The sequence below is a fragment of the Cryobacterium glaciale genome (genome assembly GCF_004402535.1).
In the GTDB taxonomy this organism is placed as follows: Bacteria; Actinomycetota; Actinomycetes; order Actinomycetales; family Microbacteriaceae; genus Cryobacterium; species Cryobacterium glaciale.
Window position 1 is genome coordinate 35244 of record NZ_SOEY01000008.1, and the last position, 24204, is coordinate 59447.

22 protein-coding genes are annotated in these 24204 nt (G+C 68.5%); 4 read left to right on the forward strand and 18 right to left on the reverse strand.

Annotated features, from left to right (window positions below):
• Positions 1–90: 90 nt before the first annotated feature.
• From E3O06_RS04965 to E3O06_RS04980, 4 genes are all read right to left on the reverse strand, one after another.
• Positions 91–1011: a 5'-3' exonuclease gene (locus E3O06_RS04965; protein ID WP_134502158.1), complete on the reverse strand. Its 921-nt coding sequence runs from the start codon at positions 1009–1011 to the stop codon at positions 91–93.
• 159 nt (positions 1012–1170) lie between these two features.
• Positions 1171–2589 (reverse strand): NAD(P)(+) transhydrogenase (Re/Si-specific) subunit beta, encoded by a 1419-nt coding sequence (locus tag E3O06_RS04970; protein ID WP_134501892.1) that lies wholly within the window; start codon positions 2587–2589, stop codon positions 1171–1173.
• A 2-nt stretch (positions 2590–2591) separates the two neighbouring features.
• A complete protein-coding gene (locus E3O06_RS04975) occupies positions 2592–2915 on the reverse strand; it encodes an NAD(P) transhydrogenase subunit alpha part 2 (protein ID WP_134501893.1) in 324 nt (107 codons plus the stop codon).
• Positions 2916–2918: 3 nt separating this feature from the next.
• Positions 2919–4034 carry an NAD(P) transhydrogenase subunit alpha gene (locus tag E3O06_RS04980; RefSeq protein WP_134501894.1) on the reverse strand — a complete coding sequence of 372 codons (1116 nt, stop codon included), beginning with the start codon at positions 4032–4034 and terminating at the stop codon, positions 2919–2921.
• A 433-nt stretch (positions 4035–4467) separates the two neighbouring features.
• On the opposite strand from E3O06_RS04980, the gene E3O06_RS04985 reads away from it, so the two are divergent.
• A complete protein-coding gene (locus tag E3O06_RS04985; protein ID WP_134501895.1) occupies positions 4468–5790 on the forward strand; it encodes an MATE family efflux transporter in 1323 nt (440 codons plus the stop codon).
• 121 nt (positions 5791–5911) lie between these two features.
• Here the strand turns inward: E3O06_RS04985 and E3O06_RS17460 are convergent, their stop codons facing one another.
• From E3O06_RS17460 to E3O06_RS05045, 13 genes are all read right to left on the reverse strand, one after another.
• Entirely contained in the window at positions 5912–6088 is a 177-nt protein-coding gene (locus E3O06_RS17460) for a hypothetical protein (RefSeq protein WP_166788107.1), read from the reverse strand.
• Positions 6089–6110: 22 nt separating this feature from the next.
• The gene (locus E3O06_RS04990; RefSeq protein ID WP_134501896.1) at positions 6111–7607 is read right to left on the reverse strand and encodes an aldehyde dehydrogenase family protein; all 1497 of its coding nucleotides are present in this window, start codon (positions 7605–7607) and stop codon (positions 6111–6113) included.
• Positions 7604–8287, reverse strand: coding sequence for an HD domain-containing protein (locus E3O06_RS04995; protein ID WP_134501897.1), 684 nt, complete (start codon positions 8285–8287; stop codon positions 7604–7606). Before E3O06_RS04995 ends, E3O06_RS04990 begins: the two co-directional genes overlap by 4 nt.
• A gap of 4 nt (positions 8288–8291) precedes the next feature.
• On the reverse strand, positions 8292–9575 hold the full coding sequence (locus E3O06_RS05000) for an NAD(P)/FAD-dependent oxidoreductase (RefSeq protein ID WP_134501898.1): 1284 nt from the start codon (positions 9573–9575) through the stop codon (positions 8292–8294).
• Between the two features lie 3 nt (positions 9576–9578).
• A complete protein-coding gene (locus E3O06_RS05005) occupies positions 9579–9890 on the reverse strand; it encodes a 2Fe-2S iron-sulfur cluster-binding protein (RefSeq protein WP_134501899.1) in 312 nt (103 codons plus the stop codon).
• Positions 9891–9902: 12 nt separating this feature from the next.
• On the reverse strand, positions 9903–10679 hold the full coding sequence (locus E3O06_RS05010; protein ID WP_134501900.1) for an SDR family NAD(P)-dependent oxidoreductase: 777 nt from the start codon (positions 10677–10679) through the stop codon (positions 9903–9905).
• On the reverse strand, positions 10672–12618 hold the full coding sequence (locus tag E3O06_RS05015) for a PEP-utilizing enzyme (RefSeq protein WP_134501901.1): 1947 nt from the start codon (positions 12616–12618) through the stop codon (positions 10672–10674). Before E3O06_RS05015 ends, E3O06_RS05010 begins: the two co-directional genes overlap by 8 nt.
• Positions 12619–12698: 80 nt before the next feature.
• Positions 12699–13793, reverse strand: a complete 1095-nt coding sequence (locus tag E3O06_RS05020) for a PEP/pyruvate-binding domain-containing protein (protein ID WP_134501902.1) — start codon at positions 13791–13793, stop codon at positions 12699–12701.
• Positions 13790–15127, reverse strand: a complete 1338-nt coding sequence (locus E3O06_RS05025) for a cytochrome P450 (protein ID WP_241979872.1) — start codon at positions 15125–15127, stop codon at positions 13790–13792. Before E3O06_RS05025 ends, E3O06_RS05020 begins: the two co-directional genes overlap by 4 nt.
• A gap of 104 nt (positions 15128–15231) precedes the next feature.
• The gene (locus E3O06_RS05030; protein WP_134501903.1) at positions 15232–16038 is read right to left on the reverse strand and encodes an IclR family transcriptional regulator; all 807 of its coding nucleotides are present in this window, start codon (positions 16036–16038) and stop codon (positions 15232–15234) included.
• Positions 16039–16322: 284 nt separating this feature from the next.
• Entirely contained in the window at positions 16323–17558 is a 1236-nt protein-coding gene (locus E3O06_RS17920; RefSeq protein ID WP_241979873.1) for an ABC transporter ATP-binding protein, read from the reverse strand.
• The gene (locus E3O06_RS17775) at positions 17558–19138 is read right to left on the reverse strand and encodes an ABC transporter permease (RefSeq protein WP_198415782.1); all 1581 of its coding nucleotides are present in this window, start codon (positions 19136–19138) and stop codon (positions 17558–17560) included. The genes E3O06_RS17920 and E3O06_RS17775 overlap by 1 nt, the downstream gene beginning before the upstream one ends.
• Positions 19139–19210: 72 nt before the next feature.
• A complete protein-coding gene (locus E3O06_RS05045) occupies positions 19211–20248 on the reverse strand; it encodes an extracellular solute-binding protein (protein WP_134501905.1) in 1038 nt (345 codons plus the stop codon).
• Between the two features lie 211 nt (positions 20249–20459).
• On the opposite strand from E3O06_RS05045, the gene E3O06_RS05050 reads away from it, so the two are divergent.
• Together E3O06_RS05050 and nucS are read left to right on the forward strand one after the other, a co-directional pair.
• On the forward strand, positions 20460–21692 hold the full coding sequence (locus tag E3O06_RS05050) for an MFS transporter (protein WP_134501906.1): 1233 nt from the start codon (positions 20460–20462) through the stop codon (positions 21690–21692).
• A 9-nt stretch (positions 21693–21701) separates the two neighbouring features.
• The gene (nucS, locus tag E3O06_RS05055; RefSeq protein WP_134501907.1) at positions 21702–22397 is read left to right on the forward strand and encodes an endonuclease NucS; all 696 of its coding nucleotides are present in this window, start codon (positions 21702–21704) and stop codon (positions 22395–22397) included.
• Between the two features lie 3 nt (positions 22398–22400).
• Here nucS and E3O06_RS05060 read toward each other — a convergent pair whose 3' ends face one another.
• The gene (locus E3O06_RS05060) at positions 22401–23342 is read right to left on the reverse strand and encodes an aldo/keto reductase (RefSeq protein WP_241979875.1); all 942 of its coding nucleotides are present in this window, start codon (positions 23340–23342) and stop codon (positions 22401–22403) included.
• 134 nt (positions 23343–23476) lie between these two features.
• Here E3O06_RS05060 and E3O06_RS05065 point away from each other — a divergent pair, with 134 nt between their 5' ends.
• Positions 23477–24145, forward strand: coding sequence for an HAD hydrolase-like protein (locus tag E3O06_RS05065; RefSeq protein ID WP_134501908.1), 669 nt, complete (start codon positions 23477–23479; stop codon positions 24143–24145).
• Positions 24146–24204: the final 59 nt, after the last annotated feature.

A 24204-nucleotide genomic window follows, 5' to 3' on the forward strand; every position in this document is an offset into this window, starting at 1 on the left:
CTGACCGCGCCCCATATCGATAGCCGCTACGGTAACCCGGCGTAGCGCGCACCCATATCGGGCGCGGTCACGGGGCGGGCATCCGCTTCGCTAGGCGCGCCCAGCCAGCGCTTCGCGGGCGCGCGCCATCGAGGTACCGAGCCCCCACTCGGTGGCCAACAGATCGAGCGCGGCGATTTGATCGGGCGTGCTCGAGCGGATGCGCGCGTCGAACGCCGGCAAGGCGAGGTCGCGCACCACGTTCACCACGGTCGGGGCCACTTGGAGGTAGTCGGCGGCGGCGAGGATCTTGGCGCGAACGGATGCCGCCATCGCGCTGGAAGGGTCAGCCGCGGCCGCCACGATGCCGTCGAGGTCGCCCCAGGAGGCCAACAGCATCGCCGCGGTCTTCTCCCCCACCCCGGCGACACCGGGCAGCCCGTCGGAGGCGTCGCCGCGCAGCGCCGCGAAGTCGGCGTACTGCGCCGGGGTGACGCCGGTCTTGATGCTGAGGGAGGCATCCGTCAATATTTCGAGCCGGGACATGCCGCGGCCGGTGTAGATCACGCGCACGTGTCGGGAGTCGTCGACGAGCTGGAAGAGGTCGCGGTCGCCCGTGACGATGTCGACGGGGATCGACGCGTGCGAGGCCAGGGTGCCAATCACGTCGTCGGCCTCGTGCCGCGCGGCGCCGATGATGGGGATGCCGAGGGCGCCCAGCACCTCGCGGATGATCGGAACCTGGGGACTGAGCAGGTCGGGCACGACCTCGACGGAGGAATCGGCATCCGTTGCCGCGTCGGCGGCGACCCGGTGCGTCTTGTAGGTGGGGATGAGGTCGACCCGCCACTGCGGGCGCCAGTCGTCATCCCAGCAGGCCACGATCTCGGTCGGTTCGAACTCGGTGGCGAGCCGAGCGATCATGTCGAGCAGCCCGCGCACGGCATTCACCGGCTGGCCGTCCGGGCCGCGAACGGTATCGGGCACGCCGTAGAACGCACGAAAGTACAGGGCAGCGGTGTCGAGGAGCATGCGGCGCTCGGGGTGGGTGGTCACGGCGAGCAGTTTGCCACAGCCGAGCGGATGACCGCGCCCGCTCAGCGCGGTCACGAGCGGTGAGCGCGCTGGCCGGGCTGGGCGGCCGCGCCAGGTACGGGCGGCCGCGCCACCCACAGGTGGCGCGGCGACGACCTAGAGCGCTTTGAGTTCCTCGGTCACCTGCGCGACGGATTTCTTGGCGTCGCCGAAGAGCATGGTGGTGTTGGCGCCGAAGAACAGGGGGTTCTCGATGCCGGCGAAGCCCGAACTCATCGAGCGTTTGAGTACGATCACCGACCGGGACTCGGTGACGTTGAGCACGGGCATGCCGAAGATGGGCGAGTTGGGGTCGGTGCGTGCGGCGGGGTTGGTGACGTCGTTGGCGCCGATGACGATGGTGACGTCGGTGCGGGAGAACTCGCCGTTGATGTCGTCCATCTCTTTCATCGCGTCGTAGGAGACATCGGCCTCGGCCAGGAGCACGTTCATGTGCCCGGGCATGCGCCCGGCCACCGGGTGGATCGCGTACTTGACCTCGATGCCGCGCGCTTCGAGCACCTTGGCCATGTCCTTGACGGCGTGCTGGGCCTGGGCGACGGCGAGTCCGTAGCCGGGCACGACGATGACCTGGTTGGCGTAGGCGAGCTTGATGGCGGCATCCGCTGCGGACGTAGATTTGGCGATCTGGTCGCCGCTGCTCGCCGACGCAGCACCCTTGGTGCCGCCGCCGAATCCGCCGGCGACAATCGAGAGGATCGACCGGTTCATGGCCTTGGCCATCAGGTTGGTGAGGATGGTACCCGACGCCCCGACGATCATGCCGGCGACGATCATCGCAATGTTGTTCAGCGCGAGCCCGGCCGCCGCCGCGGACAGGCCGGTGAGCGCGTTGAGCAGGGAGATGACGACGGGCATGTCGGCGCCGCCGATCGGGAGCACGGTCGTGACCCCGAGGATGCCGGCCACAACGAGGATCGCGATGAACCAGACCGGGTCGGCGCCGGTGCTGACCGAGCCGAGGCCGACGATGACGGCCGCGACGACAGCTCCGAGGAACAGGATCGCGTTCAGCGGCTGCTGCAACCGGCCCACCGACAAAGGATGCCCGGGAAGAATCTGCTGCAGTTTCATGAACGCCACGATCGAGCCCCAGAACGACAACGAACCGATGATCGCCGCGAACAGCGACGCGATCACCAGCGGCAGCACCGGGCCGGAGGCGACGTGCAGGCCGGTGAAGCCGTCACTTTCAATGAATTCTCCCCAGGCAATGAGGGCGACGGTTCCGCCGCCGACGCCGTTGAACAGGGCGACGAGCTGCGGCACCGCCGTCATCTTCACCTTGCGGGCGGGCGGGATGCCGATGATCACGCCTACGACGAGGGCGATAATGATGATCAGCCAGCTGCTGGTCTCGCGGATGTGGATCAGGGTCGCCACGAACGCGACGGCCATGCCGGCCGCGGCGATCTTGTTGCCGCGCACGGCCGATCGAGGGGCGGTCAGCCCGGAGAGACCGAGGATGAACATCGCGAAGGCGACGATGTAGAGGGCGTAGACGAGGATGTCCATGTTCAGTTCTTCCCGTCGGTCATAGTCGTGCTGGTGGGGCGGGTCTTGAACATCGCGAGCATGCGGTCGGTCACGACGAACCCGCCGATGACGTTCACCGTTCCGAACACGATCGCCACGAACGAGATGATCTGCAGCGGAAGGCCCGGGTTCTCGGCCGTGCCGAGAACCACGAGGGCGCCGAGCACGACGATGCCGTGAATCGCGTTGGTGCCCGACATGAGCGGGGTGTGCAGGGTGTTGGGCACCTTGGAGATCACGGCGAAGCCGATGAAACCCGAAAGCACGAGGATGGCGATGTTCGCCAGAAAGCCGGTGTAGTCCATGGGTCAGATCCTGTTCGAGACAGAGTCGCGCGTGACACAAGAGAGCGCCACCACGTCGTCGGAATAGTCGGGGTCGAGTCGGCCGTCCCGCACGAGCAGCTCGAGCAGCGCGGTGAGGTTCTTCGAATAGAGCTCGCTCGCATGCTCGGGCATCGTCGAGGGCAGATTCAGCGGAGACGCAATCGTGACACCGTTGACGACCACGGTCTCGCCGGGCACGGTCAGCTCGCAGTTGCCGCCGGTCTCGCCCGCCATGTCGATGACGACACTGCCGGCCTTCATGCCGTATACGGCCGCAGCGGTCACCAGCCGCGGCGCCGGACGCCCCGGCACGAGAGCGGTCGTGATCACGACATCGAACGTGGAAATCGCCGTCTCGAGCGCGGCCTGCTGCTCGGCACGTTCCTCGTCGGTGAGTTCGCGGGCATACCCGCCCGTACCGGCGGCATCGATGCCCACCTCGAGCCACTGGGCTCCCACCGATCGCACCTGATCGGCGACCTCCGGACGCACGTCATAGCCGGTTGCACGACCGCCGAGTCGCTTCGCGGTCGCGAGCGCCTGCAACCCGGCAACACCAACGCCGAGCACGAGCACACTGGCCGGCTTGACGGTGCCCGCCGCCGTGGTGAGCATCGGGAAGAACCGGGTCGACAACGACGCAGCGAGAATGACCGACTTATAGCCGGCCACGTTCGCCTGCGACGAGAGTGCGTCCATCACCTGGGCCCGGGAGATGCGCGGGATCGCCTCGACCGCATAGCCGATGATGCCGGCATTCTGCAGGGCGCCGATCTTGTTATCCGCGTTGCGCGGCGCGAGGAACCCGATCAGGGTCGTGCCCGCCGCCAGACGAGCGATCTCGGCGTCGGTGGGCGGGGCGACCTTGAGCACGATGTCAGCACTCCACGCGTCGCCGATGGTGGCGCCGGCGGCGAGATAGAGATCATCACCCATGAGGGCCTCCGCTCCCGCACCGGCCTCGACAACAACGTTGAGGCCCTTCGCGACGAGGGACGCGACGGCGCGGGGCACGAGGGCAACACGCCGCTCATCCGCCCCGCTCTCACGCACGACGCCGATACGGGGCGCCTCGGGGGGTAGCTGGGGGTCAGGCATGGTGGAGCCTTTCGAAGCGGATGTCCGCACGCTCGTCGGTGAGGCGGCAAACACCCTTGCGGGATGGAAAGGGGGCACCCAGGGCCGGAAATGATGTCCCCGGCGCGGCAGAGTGTGCCCGGAGCATCCACGGTCGGCAGCAGCTCCTTGGTCGAACATAGCTGGATGGAGCGTGGCACAGGCCCATTTCGGGCCCGCGTTTGATGAAAGATTCGGCATTCTTAACAATTCCGCCGGTTGTCGGGGCTGACCTGAGCCGCTTTCGTCAGTTGAGCGTCCAGCATCCGCTTGCATTCACCGAATGCGGATGAGCGGAGTGCGGCGCGTGGGCGCGCCCACTACGGGTGAGCGCGCCCACTGTAGGTGGCGCGGTGGCCCGCGGCGGGCGCAGTGATCGACAGCGCGGCCGCCGTAGAGTCGAAGCATCAACATTGTGCGGGCACAGCCCATCGACCGAGACATTCTGCGGCTCGCCGTGCCCGCTCTCGGTGCGCTCGTGGCCGAGCCGCTGTTTCTGCTGGCCGATTCGGCGATGGTCGGCCACCTCGGCACCACCCCGCTGGCCGGCCTCGGTCTGGCGAGCGCGGTGCTGCAGACCATCATCGGTCTCATGGTCTTCCTCGCCTACAGCACCACCCCGGCTGTGGCCCGCTGGCTCGGCGCCGGCGACACGACAAGGGCGGTGTCGGTCGGTATTGACGGGCTCTGGCTCGCCCTCGGCCTCGGCGTCGTGCTCGCCGCCGGCGGCCTGCTCGCCACCCCGGCGCTCGTCGGCGCGTTCGGCGCCGAAACGGCCGTGACAGCGGATGCCGCCAGCTACCTCGGCATCTCCATGTTCGGCCTGCCCGCCATGCTGCTGGTGTTCGCTTCCACCGGACTGCTGCGCGGCCTGCAGGACACCCGCACCCCGCTGTATGTGGCCGGGATCGGTTTTGGCGCGAACATCGCACTGAACTACGTGTTCATCTACCTGCTCGGCTGGGGTATCGCCGGGTCGGCCGTCGGCACCGTCGTGGCCCAGTGGGGCATGGTCGCCGTCTACCTCGTCGTGGTCGTCAGGCACGCCCGCCGCCACCGCGCCCCGTTGCGCCCGCACCGGGCCGGGCTGCTGCTCGGTGCCCGCAGCGGCGGCTGGCTGTTCGTGCGCACGCTCAGCCTGCGCGCCGCCATGCTGCTCGCCGTGTTCGTCGCCGCCCAGCTCGGCTCACCCGAACTCGCCGCGTTCCAGATCGCGATGACCCTGTTCGCGACGCTCGCCTTTGCCCTCGACGCCCTCGCGATCGCCGCCCAGGCCCTCGTCGGCCGCGGCCTCGGCGCCGGGGATGTGCCGCAGGTGCGCGCGGTGCTCCGCCGCTGCCTGGAGTGGGGCGTGCTGGCCGGACTCGTGCTCGCCGTCGTCGTGATCGGCACGAGTGGGGTGCTCGGGCATGCGTTCACCAACGCGTCAGCCGTGACCTCCCTGCTGCCGCCGACCCTGATCGTGCTGGGGGCATCCGTTCCCCTCGGCGCGGTGGTGTTCGTGCTCGACGGGGTGCTGATCGGAGCCGGCGACGCCCGCTACCTGGCCCTGACCGGGCTGGTCAACCTCGCCGTGTTCGTGCCGCTCGCCGTCGCCGTTCTGGTGTGGGCACCGGCGGGCGCAGCCGGGCTCGCGCTGCTCATGGCCGCGTTCGCCCTCGGCTACCTCGGAGCCCGGGCCGTGACGCTGAGCCTGCGCGCCCGCAGCCTGGCCTGGATGGTCGTCGGCGCGCGCTGACTGCGTCTGGAGCGCCCGCACGCTGCTCGCGCGCCCGAAAGATGCTCGCGCGCGCGGCATGCCCGCAGCGCGAGCAAGGAAAGCCAGCGCGTGAAGCAAACGCCAGCGGCAGACCAGCCCGCTAGGAGCCGAGATAGACGTTGACGCTGTCGGTCGAGTCGGCCGCTGTCAGTGATTTCGTGGCGTTGCCGACCGCGAAGGCTGCCGCCGCCGGCACCGCCGCGAGCAGAAACGCGACCAGCGGGAGCACGCCGAAACGTGACCGCGACGCGCGCTGAAACTGTGGTGACCTGACCATGCCCCCAGGGTGCGGTCACAGGCTAGCGGATGCGGCGGTGCACCGATTGCGGTGACAGGTAGGCCTTCAGACCCTCCGGTCCGAACTCGGCGCCGAGCCCCGAATCGTGCCGACCGGCGAACGGCGCAGCGTGGTTGGAAGCGAAGAAGCCGAGGCCGACCGAACCGGTGTCGAGGCGCCCGGCGAGCGCGAACGCCCGGTCGGGATCCCCGGAGAAGATCGTGCCGCCGAGCCCGAACGACGTGTTGTTGGCGAGGTCCACACCCTCGTCGAGCGAGGAGTAGCGCAAAATTGACAGCACCGGGCCGAAGATCTCTTCCCTGGCGATGCGCATGCCAGGTGTCACGTCGGCGAAAACCGTGGGCTTCACGAAGAATCCCTGATCAAAGCCGGATGCCACGTCGCCGCCGGTGGTGGCGCAGGCGCCCTCGGCCAGGCCGCTGCGAATGTACTCCCGTACGGTCTGCTCCTGTACGCGCGTGGCTGACGGCCCGAACACGGTGTCCGGCTGCATCGGATCGCCCTGTTTGGCGGCCGCGATGGTGGCGGTGACCATGTCGACGAGCTCGTCGTAGCGCTCGGCCGGGGCGAGAATGCGGGTCGAAATATAACAGGTCTGCCCGGTGTTGCGCATGCAGGTACGGATCAACACCTGCGCCAGAGCGTCGAGGTCGACGTCGGGCAGCACGAGCGCCGACGACTTTCCCCCCAGTTCGAGCGTGACCGGCCGCAGCAGCTGTCCACAGGCCCCGGCGATCGTTCGGCCGACCGGCGTCGAGCCGGTGAAGGCCACCTTGTCGATGCCGGGATGCCTGACCAGCGCGTCGCCGAACGAGCCGGGCCCGGTGACCAGGTTCACGACGCCGGCCGGAATGCCAGCAGCCTGGACGGCGTCGATGATGAGCCGCACCGAGAGCGGCGTCGGCGAGGCCGGCTTGATCACGACGGTGCAGCCGGCCATCAGTGCCGGTGCGAGCTTGGCGACGACGAGGTTGATCGGAAAGTTCCACGGCGCGATCAGCGCGCAGACCCCGATCGGGTCCTGCCGCACCACCGTCTCGCCAGACCCGTCGGGAAAGGGCCGGATGTCGGCCGTCTCGAGCAGGCCGGCGAGCGCGGCGAAGTAGCGAAAGATTGAGGCGGCATTGCTGGCAGCTCGTGATGATTCCGCCACCGGCGAGCCGTTCTCCCAGGTGTTGGTGTGCGAGATGGCCTCCGCGCGCTTCTCGACCTCGTCGGCGAGCCGCAGCAGAAAGCCGGCCCGCACCGTGGGAGCGAGGTCGCGCCATCCGTTTGACGAGCCCGCGCCGACGAAGGCGCGGCGGGCGGCCGCAACCGCCTGGTCCAGATCGGCAATGGATGCCTGCGGCACCGACCCCCAGACCTCCTCCGTCGCCGGGTTGGTCACCAGGGTGCGGCCGGTGCCGGTAGCGTCCTGCCACTGGCCGTCGATGAAGACGTCGTCGGTGTGCCGGTAGGGCAGATTGGCGATCACGGGGTCCGCGACCAGGCTGGTCATGCGCCGCTCCCGTCCAACGCGGGGGCGTCGAGGCCGGTGGCCAGCACGTCTGTCTGTAGCAGCGCTTCGGCACGTTCAAGCTCGGCGAGGGCCATCTCGTGGGCGGCCGCGGTGATGAGCTCGGGGATGATGTCGGTGCGCAGGCGGCGGCAGTAGGCCGAGGGTTCCTGGCCGAACCAGCCGGAGGCGAGTGCGATGCCGGTGGTGGTGAAGCGCCAGAGCCGATCGGCGTCCCGCACGAGGGAATCCTCGATCGAGTAGCTCTCCGCCCGGGTGTCGTGCCCGTCGATGATGTCGGTGACCCGCGTGACGAACTCCGGCTCGTAACCCAGGGCCGGAAGCACCTCGCGGGCAATCTCGCAGCCCTTGATCTCGTGCTCGTAACGGATGTCGGCCTTTCGCCAGTTGGCACCGAAACCCTCCGAGATGATCTTGGTCTCGTCGACCCGGGCCCAGCCGGTGTCGTGCAGCAGAATGGACACGCGCACCACGAGGGCATCGGCCTCTGGATAGGCCTGGCAGAGCCGCTCGGCGAACGCGAAGGAGATCGGGATGTGAATGTCGTTGGAGCGCGAGCGCATCTCCGGGCGCACGGCCCGCCAGAGGGCGTTGAGGTCGATCGAGACGACGCCCGCCGCGATCGGAGAGGTGTCGACGTGTTCTTCGGTCTGCAGTGTCATGGGGTTACTTTCCTAGGAGGACGGGCACGGCAGGGGCGGTTTCCAGAGCGGATGCGACGAGTTTCTTCAGCGGCAGCGACAGGTCGCCCGCTTGCGCAGCGGGCAGGTGCTGCCCGGAGTGCAGCAGGGCGCGCACTGCGATGAAGTCGAGCGGGCGGTTCACGCAGTCGGCGGCGATGAGCCACCCGGCGCGGTAGTAGAGCACCGAGAATTTCTCGGACTCGGGGTCGCCGCGCAGCACGACTTGGTCGTGGCCGCCGCTGAGGCCGGCGATCTGCAATTTAAGGTCGGCCTGGTCGCTCCAGAACCACGGCACAGTGGAGTATTCGGCGGGCAGGCCGAGCAGCGTCGCGGCGGCGACCTTGGCCTGTTCGATCGCGTTCTGCACGCTTTCCAGGCGCAGCCGTTCGATGCCTCCGGGGGTGAGCGAGGGGTTGGGCAAGTTGGCGCAGTCCCCCGCGGCGACGGTGAGCCCGTCGGAGCAGCGGGCGCTCGCGTCGACGACGATACCGTTGTCGACGGCAAGGCCGAGTTGCTCGGCCAGTTCGGTGCGGGCGATCACGCCGACGCCGATCAGAACGACGTCGGCTTCGATCACATCGCCGCTGGCAAGTTCGACCCCCGTGACCCGGTCGTGCTGACCGAGAAAACGGGTGACCTGGGCGTTCAAGACCACCCGGGTGCCGCGGCGGCGGTGCGCGGCCAGGTAGAACGCGCTCGTGGCTTCGGAGACGGCTCGCCCGACCAGGCGGGGCGCTGCTTCGAGCACGGTAACGGTCTTGCCGGCAGCGCGGGCTCCGGCTGCCACTTCGAGGCCGATGAAACCGCCGCCGACGACGACCACGTTCTGGGCCGTCTGCAGTCTCTGTTCGAGGAGGGCGGCATCCGTTGCGGTGCGCAGGTAGCTGACCCCCTCCAGTTCGCTGCCGTCGAACGGAATCTGGCGCGGAACGGCGCCCGTGGTGAGGGCGAGCCGGGCGAATTCAAAGCGACGGCCGGATTCGGCGGTCGCCACCCCGCCAGTCGAGTCGCGCTTGATCGAGACGATGCGCTCCCGGGTGACGAGCTCGATTCTGTGTTCGGCGTAGAACTCGTGGGTGCGAAAGGTCAGCGAATCGGCCGTGGCCTGCCCCTTGAGGAAGGCCTTCGACAGCGGCGGCCGCTGGTAGGGCGCGTGCGGCTCTTCGCCCACGAGCACGATCGGCTCGGTATCGCCGAGTTCGCGCAGGCTGCAGGCGAGCTGCACGCCGGCCTGGCAGGCGCCGATGATAAGGGTTCCGATTCGCATGGCTCAGACCTGCGTTTCGGGGGTGGTCACGCGGATGTCGGCGTCGCGCAGGGTGAGCTGGCAGGAGAGCCGGGAGTTGGGCTCGCGGTCGATGGCGGTGCCGTCGAGCATGTCGTCCTCGAGCTCTTGCATGGGGTCGAAGACGCTGTCGGCGCAGACGAAGACGTGGCAGGTGGCGCAGGAGAGGCTGCCGCCGCACTCCGCGACGATGCCGGGAACGCCGTTGCGCACGGCGGTCTCCATGACGGAGTCGCCGGCGAATCCCGCGACGGCCGTTTCACTGCCGGTGGCGGATATGTAGGTTACGGATGGCATGTGAGTATCTCCTTACAGAAACTGTCGGCCACCGTCGACCACGAGGGTCTGGCCGGTGATGTAGCGGGAGCCGGGGCCGGCCAGAAACAGGGCAGCCCCGACGATGTCGTCGGGCTCGCTGGCGCGTTTGATCGAGCCGCGGTCCACGCCGTATTTGGCGGCGCTCTCGATGAGGCCGTAGCTGGCCTCGGTGAGGGTGAAGCCGGGGGCGATGGCGTTCACGGTGATATTGCGGTCGCCGAGTTCCTTCGCGAGCACCCGGGTGAGGGCGATCACGCCGCCCTTCGAGGCCACGTAGTGTGCCCACTGGGCTGAGCCGCTGAGCACCGTCGCGCTCGACAGGTTGATCACCGCGGCGTTGTTCGCGAGAAAGGGCGAGCAGGCGCGGGTGACCAGCCAGGGTCCCTTGAGGTTGACGGCCATCACGCGGTCCCACTCGTCCACATCGATCTCCTCGAACGGCGACCGGGTGATGGTGGCGTAGATCGCCGCGTTGTTGATGATGACGTCGATCTTGCCGTCGTTAGCGAAGGCCGCGGCATCCGCTGCCAGCTGGGTGACGGAGTCGAGCTGGGTCACGTTGGCCGCGAGGGCGAGGGCGCTGCCGCCGGCCTCCTCGACGAGCGCCACGGTCTGCTGCGCGCCCTCGAGGTTGGTGTCGGCGACGACCACCCGGTCGCCCTGGGCCGCGAAGCCCAGGGCGAAGGCACGGCCCAGCCCGCCGGCGGCGCCGGTGATCAGCACCGTCCTGGTTTGGCTGACGGGCTGGTCCGTGCGCTGATCAGGCATGGCTGCCTTCGAGAACGGTGCCATCAAGAACGGTGCCGTCGAGTGCCTGCTCCAGCTGACTTGCCGCGTCGCCGGCCAGGGTGAGGTCGTGACTGTGCCCCTCAACGGCGTGGTCCTCGTCAGCATGATCAGGCACGATGGTGACGGTGCCGTTGTTTCCGTCGACGCGCAGCCACTGGCCGGTCACGATCTGCGACGAGGCAGTGCCGGTTCCGGTGACGGCCGGCATGCCGTACTCCCGGCAGACGATGGCCGCGTGGCTCATCATGCCGCCGATATCGGTGACCGTGGCGCGAATCTTGCCGAAAATCGGTCCCCACGACGGTGCCGTCACGGGGGCGACCAGGATGTCGCCCTCCTGCACCTCGGAAAGCTGGTCCGAGCTGCTGATGACGCGGGCTGGACCTTCGGCCACGCCGCTCGAGGCCGCCATGCCGCGGAATTCTCCCTCGGGCGCATCGGAGTCGCCGAGCCAGTTCTTGATCTGGTCGCTCGTGATGCCCCAGAGCATGAGGGTGAACGGTTCGGTGATGACGGCCGGCGGGGTGTTGAGCGCCGGCTGCGGGCGCTGCTGCTGCAGGGCATCCACTATGACGCGGCGACGCTCGACCTCCTCGGGCCAGTAGGACGGGCCGATGGCCGGAGCGCCGACCGCCCAGCCGGTGACGTAGTCGAACAGGGCCTCGCGCACCTCGTCGCGGCGCAGAAAGAACATGCCGTCGGCATCCGGCCAGAAGCCCTGTTCCTGCAGCATCGCCGAGAGCTGGCGGGCCTTGCGCCAGAAGACGCCCATGGTCCAGTGTTCGATGTAGAAGTTGTGGTTCTCGACGTAGGGGTAGACCTGGCGGGCCAGGCCGAGCTTGCCCTCGAAGGCGGCGAGCTGCTCGGGGCTGAGCAGTTCCGAGTACTCCTCGGTGATGCGTTCGCGTTCGGCGACGAGTTCGGCGACCGGGCGGTCGATGGTCTGGCCGGCCTGCAGACGCCCGATGTAGTCGCTGATGTAGCCGAGCGGCAGTTCGAGGTGGTCGATCCAGTACTTGTCGTGGGCGTAGAAGCCGTTGCCGACGGTGAAGTTGAACCACGGGTCCTTCGCCTCGTTGAAGGCGGCGATCCACTCGGCGCCGTGGGTGGCGGCCTCGATGCCGGCGAGGGTCTGCTCCGGGTTCGCGGTATTGCCGAACAGACCGGTCAGGCCCAGTTCGATGGCGAGCTTGGCGAGCTTCTTGAGCTCGTCATCGGGTCGGAACAGGTCCATGTCGACGCCCTGCACCATCTTCGCGACGGCCTGGTCGGGAATTCCCGGAAAGACCTCCTTGCAGAAGCTGAAGAAGTCGAGGTAGGCCACGTAACCGAGGTTGAGAAACTCGAAGTGGTACTGCCAGGCGCGATAGGTGAGCGCGATCAACTCGTCGTACTGGGCGAGCAGGTCGTTGTTCGGGCCGGTGCCCTTGCCGCTCGTGACGTCGCCCATGTCGACCTTGTCGGGCAGCGCGTCGAAATTCAGTGCGCCCAGTTCGTCGATCGTGCCGCGAATCTTGCCCTGCCACTGCTCGAGCAAGCCGTCCCAGTTCTGAAAGTAGTGGCCGGCGCGCGCCATGAACTCGGGCACACGGGCGGCGATCTCCGACTCGGGAACGCCCACCGGCGACATGAAGACGTAGCCGTTGTGAATGCGAAACTCGATGCCGTTGGCCGGCGGAATCAGCAGGTGCCGGGTGTTGTACTGGCCGAGGCAGGACACGGCGAACTCGAAACCGATCGTCTCGAACGGCTTGGTCACGGTGGGCCAGTGCTGGCTGTCGCAGAACCAGAACTTGGCCTCTTCGACCTCACGGCGGTTCTGTTGAAAGACGAGGTTGTAGGCGTACAGGTCTTTCCAGCCCTCGGCTCCCGCGGCGGGAGCCTGGTCATAGGGGCTGGGGAATGACTTCTCTGTCATAAGAAAACCGTTCTCGAAGGTGGTGCGCGGGTGGGTATTCTGCACGTGCGATACTGCGCGAGCGGATGCTGCGGGTCGGGTTAGTCCGTTGCCTTACCGGCCTGCACCAGGAGTGATCGGGTGATGCTCTCGATGCCGAAGCCAGTGCTCGAGTCCGCGGGGCCGGCGGCATCCGCTTTCGTGCCGGAGGAGTGCACGGTCTCGGGTCGGGACTGCAGCAGCAACAGGTTCTGGCCGTCCGGCAGGTCACGGTCGAGGGCCCACTCGATGTCCTGCGGGCATTTGAAGTGTTTTTCGGCCTTCTTGGCGATCGTCGCGATGGCGGTGATCTCGGTCTCGCTGATCGAGAGCACGGCGCGGCGCGCGACCGAGACCTCGAGTTCGACCAGGCCCGTGTTGGCCGGGTCGGGTACGAGTTCGGCGTGCTTGTCGCCGATCACCCGCTTGACCACCATGAGCATGATCTTGTCGACGGTGACATTGTCGGGGGTGACGAGGCCGGAGACGACGAGTTCGCCGAGGCCATAGGAGGCCTCCACGACGATTTTGGAGCGGTCGCCGGTGGTGGGATCCATCGTGATGGCGACGCCGGCGGCGCGGGCGTTGACCATCTTCTGCACGGCGACGGCCATGGAGAGGCCCTCGTTGGGGATGTTGTTCTTGAGCCGGTAGGTGATGGCGCGGGAGGTGAACAGCGAGGCCCAGCAGCGGCGGATGTGCTCGGTGACGTCGTCGACGCCGTTGAGCCAGAGGTAGGTGTCCTGCTGACCGGCGAAGCTCGCGTCTGGCAGGTCTTCGGCGGTCGCGGAGGACCGCACGGCCACCGGGACCGGCTCGCTGAACCGCGCTTGGAGCGAGTGGTACGCGGCCACGAAGTCGGCGCGCACGTCGGCGGGCACCGGGCGGCTCTCGATCTCGAAGCGCAACTGCGCCGAGACCCGGTCGACCTCGGCCACGTCGTCGGCGTCGAGGTTGGCCAGCAGGGCGTGGATGTCCTGCTCAATACCGGCGGCCGCGATGAAAGCATCGTAGGAGGCGGTGGTGATGGCGAATCCGGGCGGCACCGGCATGCCGGCCTGGGTGAGAGCGACGAGCGAGGCGCACTTGCCGCCGAGTAGGTCGTGGCGGGGCTGGTCGGCGCCATCGAAGAACTGAATGTACGGTGCGATGTTCACTTCGTTTCTCCCCAGGTGACGGGCACCGCGGTGGGCGCCCTGAACGACAGGTTGTCTCCGAACACGATCTTCTCGGCGTCGACCAGACGCAGGTCGGGGGCCGCCTTCAGGGTCTCTTCAACGACGATTTTGTCCTGCATCTTGGCGAGCATGTTGCCGAGGCAGTAGTGGATGCCGAAGCCGAATGACAGGTGGTTGCGGGCGTTGACGCGGTTGATGTCGAAGGTTTCGGGTTGCTCGAAGGTGTCGCCGTCACGGTTGGCCGACCCCATGAGCAAGAGGATGTTCGACCCGGCCGGAATCTGCACTCCGCCGATCTCGGTGTCGACGAGCGCCTTGCGCCGCCAACCGACGATGCTCGGGGAGAAACGCAGGGTCTCGTCGATCGCGGCCGGGATGCGGCTCGGATCCTCGAGCAGTTTCTGCCACTCGGCGGGATGGGCGAGCAACTCGCGAATGGTGTTGGAAATGAGCGTCGTGGTGGTTTCGTGTCCGGCGAAGAGCAGGCTGTAACAGACCGAGGCGATCTCGTGGTCGGAGATCTCGGAGCCGGTCGACTGTGCCTGCACGAGGTCGAAGACCAGGTTGTCGCCGTTCTCGCCGTTGGCGAGTTGCTCGTGCGCGTTGGCGACCAGGCGCAGGCACTCGGTCCAGTAGTCGACGAGGTTGCGTGCGTGCGGAATCTGCTCGTCGTCGCTCAGATCGCCCCAGGTCATCGCGGCGCGGGAGTCCGACCATTTCTTGTAGGTCGAGACCATTTCCGGACCCACACCGAGCAGCCCGAGGATGGTGATCGTGGGGATGTCCACCGCGACGTCTTTCAGAAAGTCGCCGCGTCCAGTGGGATGGGCCAGCATCTGCTGCAGTAGACGCGCGGTGTTCTCGCGAATGGTGGGTTCGAGCTTCTTGTAGCGGCGAGGCGTGAACTCCTTCTGCACGATGGCGCGCATGCGGGTGTGTTCAGGGGGAATGCGGGCGCTGAGGCCGGAGTAGGCGGTGAAGCCGCCGTCGTTCATGATTTTCGCGGCAGCGGCACCGCGGGCTCGCACCGGGGCCTGGGCGTTCTCGCTGCTGAAGACCTGCCAGTTGTCGAAGGCGGCCTTGACGTCGACGTAGCGGGAGACGACGAAGTAGCCGATCTCCTCATCGAACATGACCGGTTCGTTCTCGCGCAGGGCGGCATAGGACGGGAACGGGTCGGTCATCGCGAAGGGGGCGTAGCCGTGGTGTGCGGTGTGCGCGCTTTCGGCACGGTCTTTGACGGGGGCGCCGTGGGCGACCGGGCATTGGCCGGTGGCGGCGGCCGGGTGGGCGAGTGCGGGTTGAGCGGTCACGAGTGCTCCTTGGTCTGCAGTTCTCAACGTTGAGGTCGACGAGGTCTATCTAAGACGCGTTGATGGCCGCAATTGCCGCGCTGTCCCACTGGATGGAAGTGGCTTCACGGCAGGGCAGGTTTTGGCACGCTGGCCGGCAGCCGCAGGGTGGCAGGCGGCAGGTGCGCGATTCCGGCCTGGATGCGCTGCGCCGTGCCCTGCAACACGGGCAGGTAGCGCTCGAGCTGGTGCGCGCGCGAGGTCGGCAGAACGATGCCGAGCGCGCCGAAAATCTGCCCCGACGCCTGGAACACGGGCACCGCGAGCGAGCACGAGCCCTGCCGCACCTCTTCGGAGGCGAGGGCGAACCCTTGTTCCCTGATCTTGCCGAGCTCGCGGCGCAGCTCGGCCGGGTCGGTTTTGGTGAGCGGAGTGCGGCGCACGAGTTCGCCGTCGAGAACGGCGTTCTGCACCCACTCCTCTTCGAAGGCGAGAATGGCGCGTCCCACGGCGGTGGCGTGCAGCGGCAGGCGACCGCCCACCCGGCTGGCCTGCGGCACGCGCCGGCTGCCGTAGACCCGGTCGATGTAGAGCACCTCGGCACCGTCACGAATGGCGAGATGCACGGTCTCCTGGGTGAGCCCGAACAGGTCCTGCAGGTAGGGGCGGGCCACGTCGCGCAGCTTACGGCCGGCGTGCTGGCCGAGTTCCCAGAGGCGCAGGCCGATTTGGTAGCGACCCTGGGCGTCGCGCTGAACGGCGCCCCAGGCCTCGAGTTCGCCGAGCAGGCGGTGAGCGGTGCTCTGCGGCAGCCCGCTCTCCTGGCTGATCTCCGACAGCGACCGAGCGGATGCGCTGTGCTCGAATGCCGCCAGAATGCTCAGCACGCGGCTGGTCACCGACTGCCCGGGGGCGTTCGTGTGGCCGGCCATGGTGCCTCGTTTCGAGTTTTCGCTCCCCCTCATCGGCGGGCAGGCTCACTCTAACCAGCGGCGGCCAAGCCGCGCGAGGGCCGAAGGTCCCCCGTTCGGGGCGCTGGCTCGGTCACCGGGTCGGCGCCGCCGGTTGCTGCGCGCGCGCCCGATACCTGCGTGCGCCCCTCTCCCCGGCGCTGCGGGCTGCTGCTCGCGCGCCCGATACCTGCGTGCGCTAGTGGCGTGCCGGGGGCGCGTGCAGCAATCGCCAGCGCGTGCGCCATAAGGCCGCGCCCCCGGCGTTAGCCGAGCGGGTAGGCGAGCGGGTAGGCGAGGGCGTTCTGGCGCACTCCGAGGGTCAGCCGCTCGCCGACGCGCGGCAGGTCGGGGGCTGCGACGCGGGCACGAACGACGAGGCCGCCGGCGAGGGTGAAGCTCACCAGGGCGTCGTGGCCGGCGTACGCGATGGCGGTGGTGACGGCATCCGTTTGTCGCCCGGTTGACGGGGCGGCGAGGGTCAGCCATTCCGGGCGGAGCAGCACGCGCACGCTCGTTCCGTCGGCGGGAGCGGATGCTGCGCCCCGCGCCCCCATCCAGTCCGCCGGGAGCGAGCCGAGGCCGCAGTCGACGCGGCCGCCCTGCCAGACCCCGTCGAGTTCCACGGTATCGCCGACGAACCCGGCGACCCAGGGGTCGACCGGGCGCTCGTAGACGTCGGCGGGGGTGCCGAACTGCAGGATCTCACCACCGCGCATGACGGCGACGAAGTCGGCGAGGGAGAGCGCCTCTTCCTGGTCGTGGGTCACGAGCAGGCTCGTGTTGTGCTGGCCGCGCAGCAGGGCAGCGACTTCGAGGCGCAGGGCCGAACGCAGCAGCGGGTCGAGGGCCGCGAAGGGTTCATCGAGCAGCATGAGGTCGGGGCGGGGGGCGAGCGCCCTGGCCAGGGACACGCGCTGGGCCTGGCCACCGGAAAGCTGCGAGGGGGCGCGATCCACGAGTTCGGCCAGGCCCACGAGGGTGGCGAGCTCCGCGATGCGGGCCGCGCGGCTGGTCTGGCGGCCGCGGTCGGGGCTGATCGGCGCCGGGGTGAGGGGGGTCGAATGCAGCGCGGCTGGGCGCGCGCGGGCCGCTCGCCCTTGGCGGGTGAGACCGGCGAAGAGACCGGCTACTCCCCGGGGGGCGTCACCCGGCTCGCAGTAGAGTTCGTCGCTCTGCCTGGTGCGGGGCAGCCCGAAACCGATGTTCTCGCCGACCGACAGGTGCGGAAACAGCGAGGCGTCTTGCGGAACCCAGCCCATGCCGCGCTTTTCCGGGGCTCGCTGCACGCCGGGTCCGGTGACGAGGCGCCCGCCGACCGTGATCGTGCCGGAGGTGACCGGCAGCAGACCCGCGACCGCGCGCAGGAGGGTGGTCTTGCCGCATCCGCTCGGGCCGAGAACGGCCACGAGTGAGCCGCGCGGAATGCGCAGGCTGACGTCGTCGAGTACCCGACGGTCACCGTAGGCGACGTTCAGCGCCTCGATCGTTACCCAGCCCACTAGTTCTCCCTTGCCGTGCCGCGGATACCGGACAGCAGCACCGCGGGCACCATCGCCACGAGCACGAGCGCCGCCGCGTAGGGCGCCGCAGCGCCGAACTCGAACAGGGCCGTGCGACTCCACAACTCGGTCGCGAGCGTCGAAACGCCCGTCGGCCGCAGGAGCAGCGTCGCTGGCAATTCTTTCATGGCCGAGATGGCCACGAGCAGTGCGCCGATCGCGATGCCGGGCAGCGCGAGGCGCGCGGTAACCCGCCACCAGGCCTGGAACGGCGAGAGTCCGAGCATGCGGGAGACATCGCCGAGGCTCGTCGGCACCGCGGCGATGCCGCTGCGCACGCTGCCGATCGCCCGCGGCATGAACAGCACGACGTAGGCGAAGACGAGCACGACCGACGTCTGATAGAACATCGGAACCGCGGCGAGCGCGAAGAACACGAGAGAAAGGCCCACGACGATGCCGGGCAGGGCATGGCCAAGAAACCCGACGGCCTCGATCACGGCGACCAGGCGACCGCGGTACCGGGCCGCGAGCGCGGCAATCGGCAGGGCCACGAGCACAGCGACCACGGCGGCGGCCAGGGCGAGCCCGAGGGTCGCGCCGATCGCTTCGATCAGGCGCGGCACGTCGATCGCGCGCAGGGTTTCCGCTTCGAGCAGGCGGCTGAGCAACCCGACCACCGGCACCACGACCCCGGCCAGCGGCGCGGCGAGCAGCACCGCGACATAGACGACGCCGTATTTTCCTGCCGGGCGGGCCGGCATGGTGCTGCGACCGGGAACACTGGAGACCTGGCGGCGGCTGCGCCGCTCGCCGGCCACCACCACGAGGGCGAGCACGACGAGCACGAGGGCGAGCAGCGCGGCCTGGTTGCGGTCGAAGCTCGCCCCGTAGGCGGCATTGATTCCCCAGGTGAGCGTCTGAAACCGCAGCATCGAGACGAGCCCGAAATCACTCAGCGAGTACAGGCACACGAGCAGCGCCCCGGCGATCGCGGCCGGCCGAATCTGCGGCCAGGTCGCGGCCACGAACGCCCGCAGCGGGCCGCGACCGAGGGTGCGGGCCACCGATTCCAGATCAGCGGATGCCCCGCGCAGCGCCGCCGCCACCGGCAGGGTCACGTAGGGGGTGCAGACCATGGTCATGACGAACCAGCTGGCCCAGAAGCCATGGAGCTGCGGAAACCAGACCAGCCAGCCGTAGGCGGCCAGGTAGCTCGGCACCGCGAGCGGCAGCGCCGAGACCAGCAGCAGCATGCGCTGGAACGAGAAGCGGATGCGCGTGAGGATCCAAGCGCAGATCGTGCCGAGCACGAGGCACGACAGCGTCACGGCCCCGGCGAGCAGCACGGTGTTGACCGTGAGCTGCAGCACCCGCGGACGCACGAGCGTCGCGAGCAGTTCGGTGAGCCCGGCCTCGGTCGTACGCACGACGAGGTAGACCAGCGGGATGGCGGCGGTCGCCGCGCACAGGGCTGCGAGCACCAGAAGCCAGGGTGGCGCGCCGAAGCGATACCGGCCGGGCGCGCGGGGTGGTGGCGGGGCATCCGTTTCGAGCGGTGGACCGAGCAACTCGGTCACGAGGGGCTCCCGACGCAGGGTAGGGCGCGGCTGCCGACCTGAGCCCGCAACCGCGCCTTCACTGCCTTAATGTTAGATCAGGCCGTGCTTGCCGAGCAGCGCCTGGGTGTCTTCGAGGGTGTCGAGGTCGGCGAGGTCGAGCTCGGGGTTGATCAGCGAGTCAAGCTCCGGCAGGCCGGCCGGGGCGTCAATGCCCGCGATCAAGGGGTACTCAAAGGTCTCATCGACGAAGTACTGCTGCGCCTCGGCACCCACGAGGTAATCGATGAACTCGAGGGCGTCGGCATCTTCTGCCGCTCCGGCCAGCAGGCCGGCCCCGGCCACGTTCACGATGGAGCCCGCGTCGCCAGCCTCTGGGTAGGAGAGCTGGGCACGCATGTTTTCTTCGCCGGTCTCGGCGGCCATCGCAAACCAGTAGTAGTGGTTGATGAGTCCGGCCTCGATGACCCCGTCGTTGACGGCGGCGAGAATGGCGCGGTTGTTGTCGAAGATGACCGGGCTGTTCGCGGCGATGGCCTTGACCCACTCGTCAGCGGCTTCCTCACCGTTCAGCACGCGGTAGGCGGTGACGAACGCCTGGAAGCTCGCGTTCGTCGGCGCGATGCCGAACTTTCCGGCCCAGGCCGGGTCGGTGAAGGCGTCAACGGATGCCGGCACGTCGGCCGCGCTCATCGCCTCGCTGTCGTAGGCGATCACGCGGGCCCGGCCGGTGACGCCGACCCAGGTGTCGTCGGTCGAGGTGAATCCGGCCGGAACCGCGTCGGTCGTCGCGGCCGGCAGGGTCGCGAACAGGTCGGCGTTGGCGAGGGCGCCGAGTGCGCCGGCATCTTGCGCGAGAAAGACCTGGGCGGGGGTGGCGTCGCCCTCTTCGAGCAGCAGGGCGCCGAGCTCGGCGGTGTTGCCGTAGCGCACCTCAACGGTGATGCCGCTCTGCTCCTCGAACTGGTCGATGAGCGGCTGGATGAGCGCTTCGTCGCGCCCGGAGTAGAGGGTGAACGCGCCGTCGCTGGTTTCCGCTGTGGCTGCTGGCTCGGCGGCTTGCGTGCACCCGGCGAGGGCGAGAACGGTGGCGCCGGCAACGAGCGCGGCGACAGAAAAGGGGATGCGCATTTTTCTCCAGAGGTGTGGGAACTGAACGACCAAGGTAAGGCTACGCTAACCCGTCCGGGGGTGCGAATCGTGACCGGTGTTCGGTCATCTGGCGTCATGGAGCGTCTTGCGACCGGCACGATCCGCGATGCTTCCCGGCGCCAATCGATGTACCGTTAAAGCACCCGCCCACCCGTTGCCGAGGCCTCCCGGCCGCTGCTTGAGGAGCCCGATGACGCACTCCCCCGCGACCAGCACGCGACCAGCCCAGCTCGGCTGGCGCAACGCCGTGTTCGCCGCCTTCTTCGTGGCCGGGCTCGGCCTGGCCAGCTGGATGGCGCGGATTCCCGCCGTGCGCGACGGCCTCGGGCTCGACACTGCCCAGGTCGGCCTGCTCATCTTCGGGCTCTCGTCCGGCTCGGTCGTCGGCCTGCTGATCGCCGCTGGTCTGCTCGGTCGCCTCGGCGCACGCCGGGCGATGCTCCTCAGCACGACGCTGTCGGCCACCGGCCTCGTCTTTATGGGCGCGGGAGTCAGTCTCGTCCCCTCAGCCCCGTTCGTGTTCGCGGCCCTCGCCGTGTTCGGAATCGGCATGGGATCGCTCGACGTCATGATGAACGTCGAGGGCGCCGCCGCCGAACGCGCCATCGGACGCACGCTCATGCCGCTCATGCACGCCTGCTTCAGCCTCGGCACGGTGGTCGGTGCGCTCGGCGGCGCCGCCGCATCCGCTCTGCACGTGTCGGTGTTCTGGCACCTGCTGGTGATGGCGGTGCTGGTACTGGGCACGATCGTCGTGGCCGTGCGGTTCCTGCCGGCGGTAACCCCGACCGCTGAACCAGCGGATGCCTCCACGCAGGCCTGGCCCGCCCGCCTGAGCGACAGCCTCGCCGTCTGGCGGGACCGCAAACTACTGCTGATCGGGGTGATCGTGCTCGGCATGACCTTCGCCGAGGGCTCAGCCAACGACTGGCTTGCCCTCGCCTCGGTCGACGGTCACGGCCTCAGCAACACCGACGGCGCGATCGTCTTCGGCGTGTTCGTGGCCGCCATGACGGTGGGCCGCGTGCTCGGCGGGCCGGTACTCGACCGATTCGGCCGGGTACCCGTACTGCGCGCGTGCGCCGGCATCGGCATCGCAGGGCTCGTACTGTTCATCCTCGCGCCGAACACCCCGCTCGTTTATGTGGGCACCATTTTCTGGGGCATCGGCGCCTCGCTCGGGTTTCCGGTGGGCATGTCGGCGGCGGCCGACGACACCAGGAATGCGGCGGCCCGGGTGAGCGCGGTGGCCATCATCGGTTACTTCGCGTTCCTGGTCGGGCCGCCGGTGCTCGGCCTGCTCGGCGAGGCCTGGGGCCTCCTCAATGCCCTGTACTTGATTCTGATACTGATGGTGCTGGCCGGACTGGCGGCCCCGGCGGCGCGGCCGGCGGCATCCGCTTTCACAGACGCGAAGCCGTAAGCTCGTCCAGTGCGCCTTGTAATTGCGAAATGCTCCGTTGACTATGCCGGGCGTCTCAGCGCGCACCTGCCGATGGCCACCCGCCTGTTAATGATCAAGTCCGACGGCAGTGTGCTCGTGCACTCCGACGGCGGCTCTTATAAGCCGCTCAATTGGATGAGCCCGCCCTGCTCGGTCGCCATTTCCGAACCCGACAGCGATCAAGCGGATGCCGGCGTCACAGCCCTCTGGACGGTCACCCACGCCAAAACCGCCGACCAGCTCGTGGTCAGCGTCTACGAGGTGCAGCACGACTCAGCGCACGACCTCGGCATCGACCCCGGCCTGATCAAGGACGGCGCCGAGTCGCACCTGCAGAAGCTGCTCGCCGAGCACATCCACCTGCTCGGTGAGGGGTTCACCTTCGTGCGCCGCGAATACATGACCGCCATCGGGCCGGTCGATATCCTCGCGCAGGACGCGAGCGGCCGCTCCGTCGCGGTCGAACTCAAGCGCAACGGCGACATCGACGGCGTCGAGCAGCTCACGCGTTACCTCGAACTAATGAACCGTGACCCGCATCTGGCGCCGGTCAGCGGGGTTTTCGCCGCGCAGACGATCAAGCCGCAGGCCCGCAAACTGGCCGAAGATCGCGGCATCCGCTGCCTGCTGCTCGACTACGACGCCATGCGCGGGCTGGACGACACAGCCTCGAAACTGTTCTAGTTTTTAGGGCAGCGGCCGCCCGCGCGCCGCGAGATACAGCGCGAACCATTCATCGCGGGTCATCGTCGCCGCCTGGTGAGCGGCATCGCCGCAGGCGCGAATGCGGGTCGGGTCGCTCGATCCGAGCACCGGGTCGATGCGCGCCGGGTGCCGCATCAGCCAACCGAGAACGATGGCCTCGCGGGTCGTGTTCTTCGCCTCGGCCAGTGTCTGCACGAGAGCGGATGCCGCCTCCTCGGCCGCCGTGCACGTAGCGAACGGCGCCCCCGAATACCGGCCCTGGGCGAGGGCGCCCCAGGCCTGGAGCCGCACCCCGTTGCTCGCGCAGTACTCGAGCGTGCCGTGCGGAAACGTGTTGTCGGCGGCATCCGGATGGTTGACCAGCACCGTGCTGTCCACCCAGTCGCGACGCAGGAGGCTCATTTCGAGCTGGTTCACCACGATCGGCAGCGGCGTCTCACGCTGCAGAAAAGCGATCTGCGCCCCCGACATGTTCGAGACGCCGAGCGCGCGAATCTTGCCGGCGGCGTGCAGGTCGGCCACAGCATCAACAACCTCGGCGGGCTCGAGCAGTGGGTCGGGTCGGTGCAGCAGCAGGGTGTCGACGTAGTCGACGCCGAGGCGGGCGAGGCTGTCGTCGACCCGCGCCACGATCGTGGAGAGGTCGTAGGGAGCGTGGTCGGCATCCAGGCGGATGCCGCACTTCGTTTGGATCTCGATGCGCTCGCGCAGTCCCGGCGTGCGTTTCAGCACCTCGCCAAACGCCGTCTCCGACTTGCCGAAGCGGTAGATGTCGGCGTGGTCGAACACGCTCACGCCGATCGACAGTGCGGCCTCGATCGCGGCAGCGGCCTGGTCGATCGCGGCGGGGGTGACCACCCCGGGGGTCCAATCGCCGCCGAGTCCCATGCATCCGTAAATGAGGCGGGACGGGGCGTGAGGCATACGGGGTTCCTTTCGGAGGGCAAGGGAACAGGCTAACTCGTCGGCACCCCGGTTGACAGTGCGAACCCGTGCGAAAGCTGAGGAAAAATGGGCAAATGGGGTACATATTGTGCGAACCGCCTAGGCTATGCCGAATGAACGCAACATTGACGCGCACCTGGAGCGCCATCCTCTTCGACCTCGACGGCACCATCACCGATTCCGCCCCGGCAATCACCGCATCGTTAACCCGCACCTTCACCGTGCTTGGCCGCCCCGTTCCGTCCGCTGCCGACCTGATCGCGTACGTCGGCCCGCCGATGCTCGACGCCTTCCAGGAATACGCGGCCATGACCCCCGACGAGGCCGTGGAGGCCATCGCGGTCTACCGGGCCGAATACCACGGTGCCGCAGCGCTCGACACGGCCGTCTATCCCGGCGTGGCCGGCCTGCTCGAGCGCATCCACGCCGCCGGAATTCCGCTCGCCCTCGCCACGAGCAAGCCCGAACTGAGCGCGATCGCCATTCTCACGCACTTCGATCTCGCGAAGTACTTCACGGCAACGGTCGGCGCCTCCGCCGACGACACCCGCAGCCACAAGGCCGACATCGTCGCCGAGGCCCTGGCCCGCCTGGCCGCGACCGGCGTCGACACGAGTGGCGCCGTCATGGTCGGTGACCGCAGCTACGACGCCATCGGCGCGCAGGCCAACGGCATTCCCGCGATCCTGGTGGAGTGGGGCTACGGCTCCCCCGCCGAAGCCGAGGCCGCGACCGCCGTGGTGCACTCGACCGACCAGCTCGGCAAACTGCTGCTCGGTTGATTCCTGGCTGCCAGGGGGTCTGGCCGGGCCGTGAGGGCGGTCATCCGCTTGCCTGGCGT

Excerpts from the sequence above, each read along its gene's own strand:
- E3O06_RS04965 (WP_134502158.1), bottom strand. The coding sequence starts at position 1,011 with ATGCTCCTCGACACCGCTGCCCTGTACTTTCGTGCGTTCTACGGCGTG.
- E3O06_RS04970 (WP_134501892.1), bottom strand. The coding sequence starts at position 2,589 with ATGGACATCCTCGTCTACGCCCTCTACATCGTCGCCTTCGCGATGTTC.
- E3O06_RS04975 (WP_134501893.1), bottom strand. The coding sequence starts at position 2,915 with ATGGACTACACCGGCTTTCTGGCGAACATCGCCATCCTCGTGCTTTCG.
- E3O06_RS04980 (WP_134501894.1), bottom strand. The coding sequence starts at position 4,034 with ATGCCTGACCCCCAGCTACCCCCCGAGGCGCCCCGTATCGGCGTCGTG.
- E3O06_RS17460 (WP_166788107.1), bottom strand. The coding sequence starts at position 6,088 with ATGGTCAGGTCACCACAGTTTCAGCGCGCGTCGCGGTCACGTTTCGGC.
- E3O06_RS04990 (WP_134501896.1), bottom strand. The coding sequence starts at position 7,607 with ATGACCAGCCTGGTCGCGGACCCCGTGATCGCCAATCTGCCCTACCGG.
- E3O06_RS04995 (WP_134501897.1), bottom strand. The coding sequence starts at position 8,287 with ATGACACTGCAGACCGAAGAACACGTCGACACCTCTCCGATCGCGGCG.
- E3O06_RS05000 (WP_134501898.1), bottom strand. The coding sequence starts at position 9,575 with ATGCGAATCGGAACCCTTATCATCGGCGCCTGCCAGGCCGGCGTGCAG.
- E3O06_RS05005 (WP_134501899.1), bottom strand. The coding sequence starts at position 9,890 with ATGCCATCCGTAACCTACATATCCGCCACCGGCAGTGAAACGGCCGTC.
- E3O06_RS05010 (WP_134501900.1), bottom strand. The coding sequence starts at position 10,679 with ATGCCTGATCAGCGCACGGACCAGCCCGTCAGCCAAACCAGGACGGTG.
- E3O06_RS05015 (WP_134501901.1), bottom strand. The coding sequence starts at position 12,618 with ATGACAGAGAAGTCATTCCCCAGCCCCTATGACCAGGCTCCCGCCGCG.
- E3O06_RS05030 (WP_134501903.1), bottom strand. The coding sequence starts at position 16,038 with ATGGCCGGCCACACGAACGCCCCCGGGCAGTCGGTGACCAGCCGCGTG.
- E3O06_RS05045 (WP_134501905.1), bottom strand. The coding sequence starts at position 20,248 with ATGCGCATCCCCTTTTCTGTCGCCGCGCTCGTTGCCGGCGCCACCGTT.
- E3O06_RS05050 (WP_134501906.1), top strand. The coding sequence starts at position 20,460 with ATGACGCACTCCCCCGCGACCAGCACGCGACCAGCCCAGCTCGGCTGG.
- E3O06_RS05060 (WP_241979875.1), bottom strand. The coding sequence starts at position 23,342 with ATGCCTCACGCCCCGTCCCGCCTCATTTACGGATGCATGGGACTCGGC.
- E3O06_RS05065 (WP_134501908.1), top strand. The coding sequence starts at position 23,477 with ATGAACGCAACATTGACGCGCACCTGGAGCGCCATCCTCTTCGACCTC.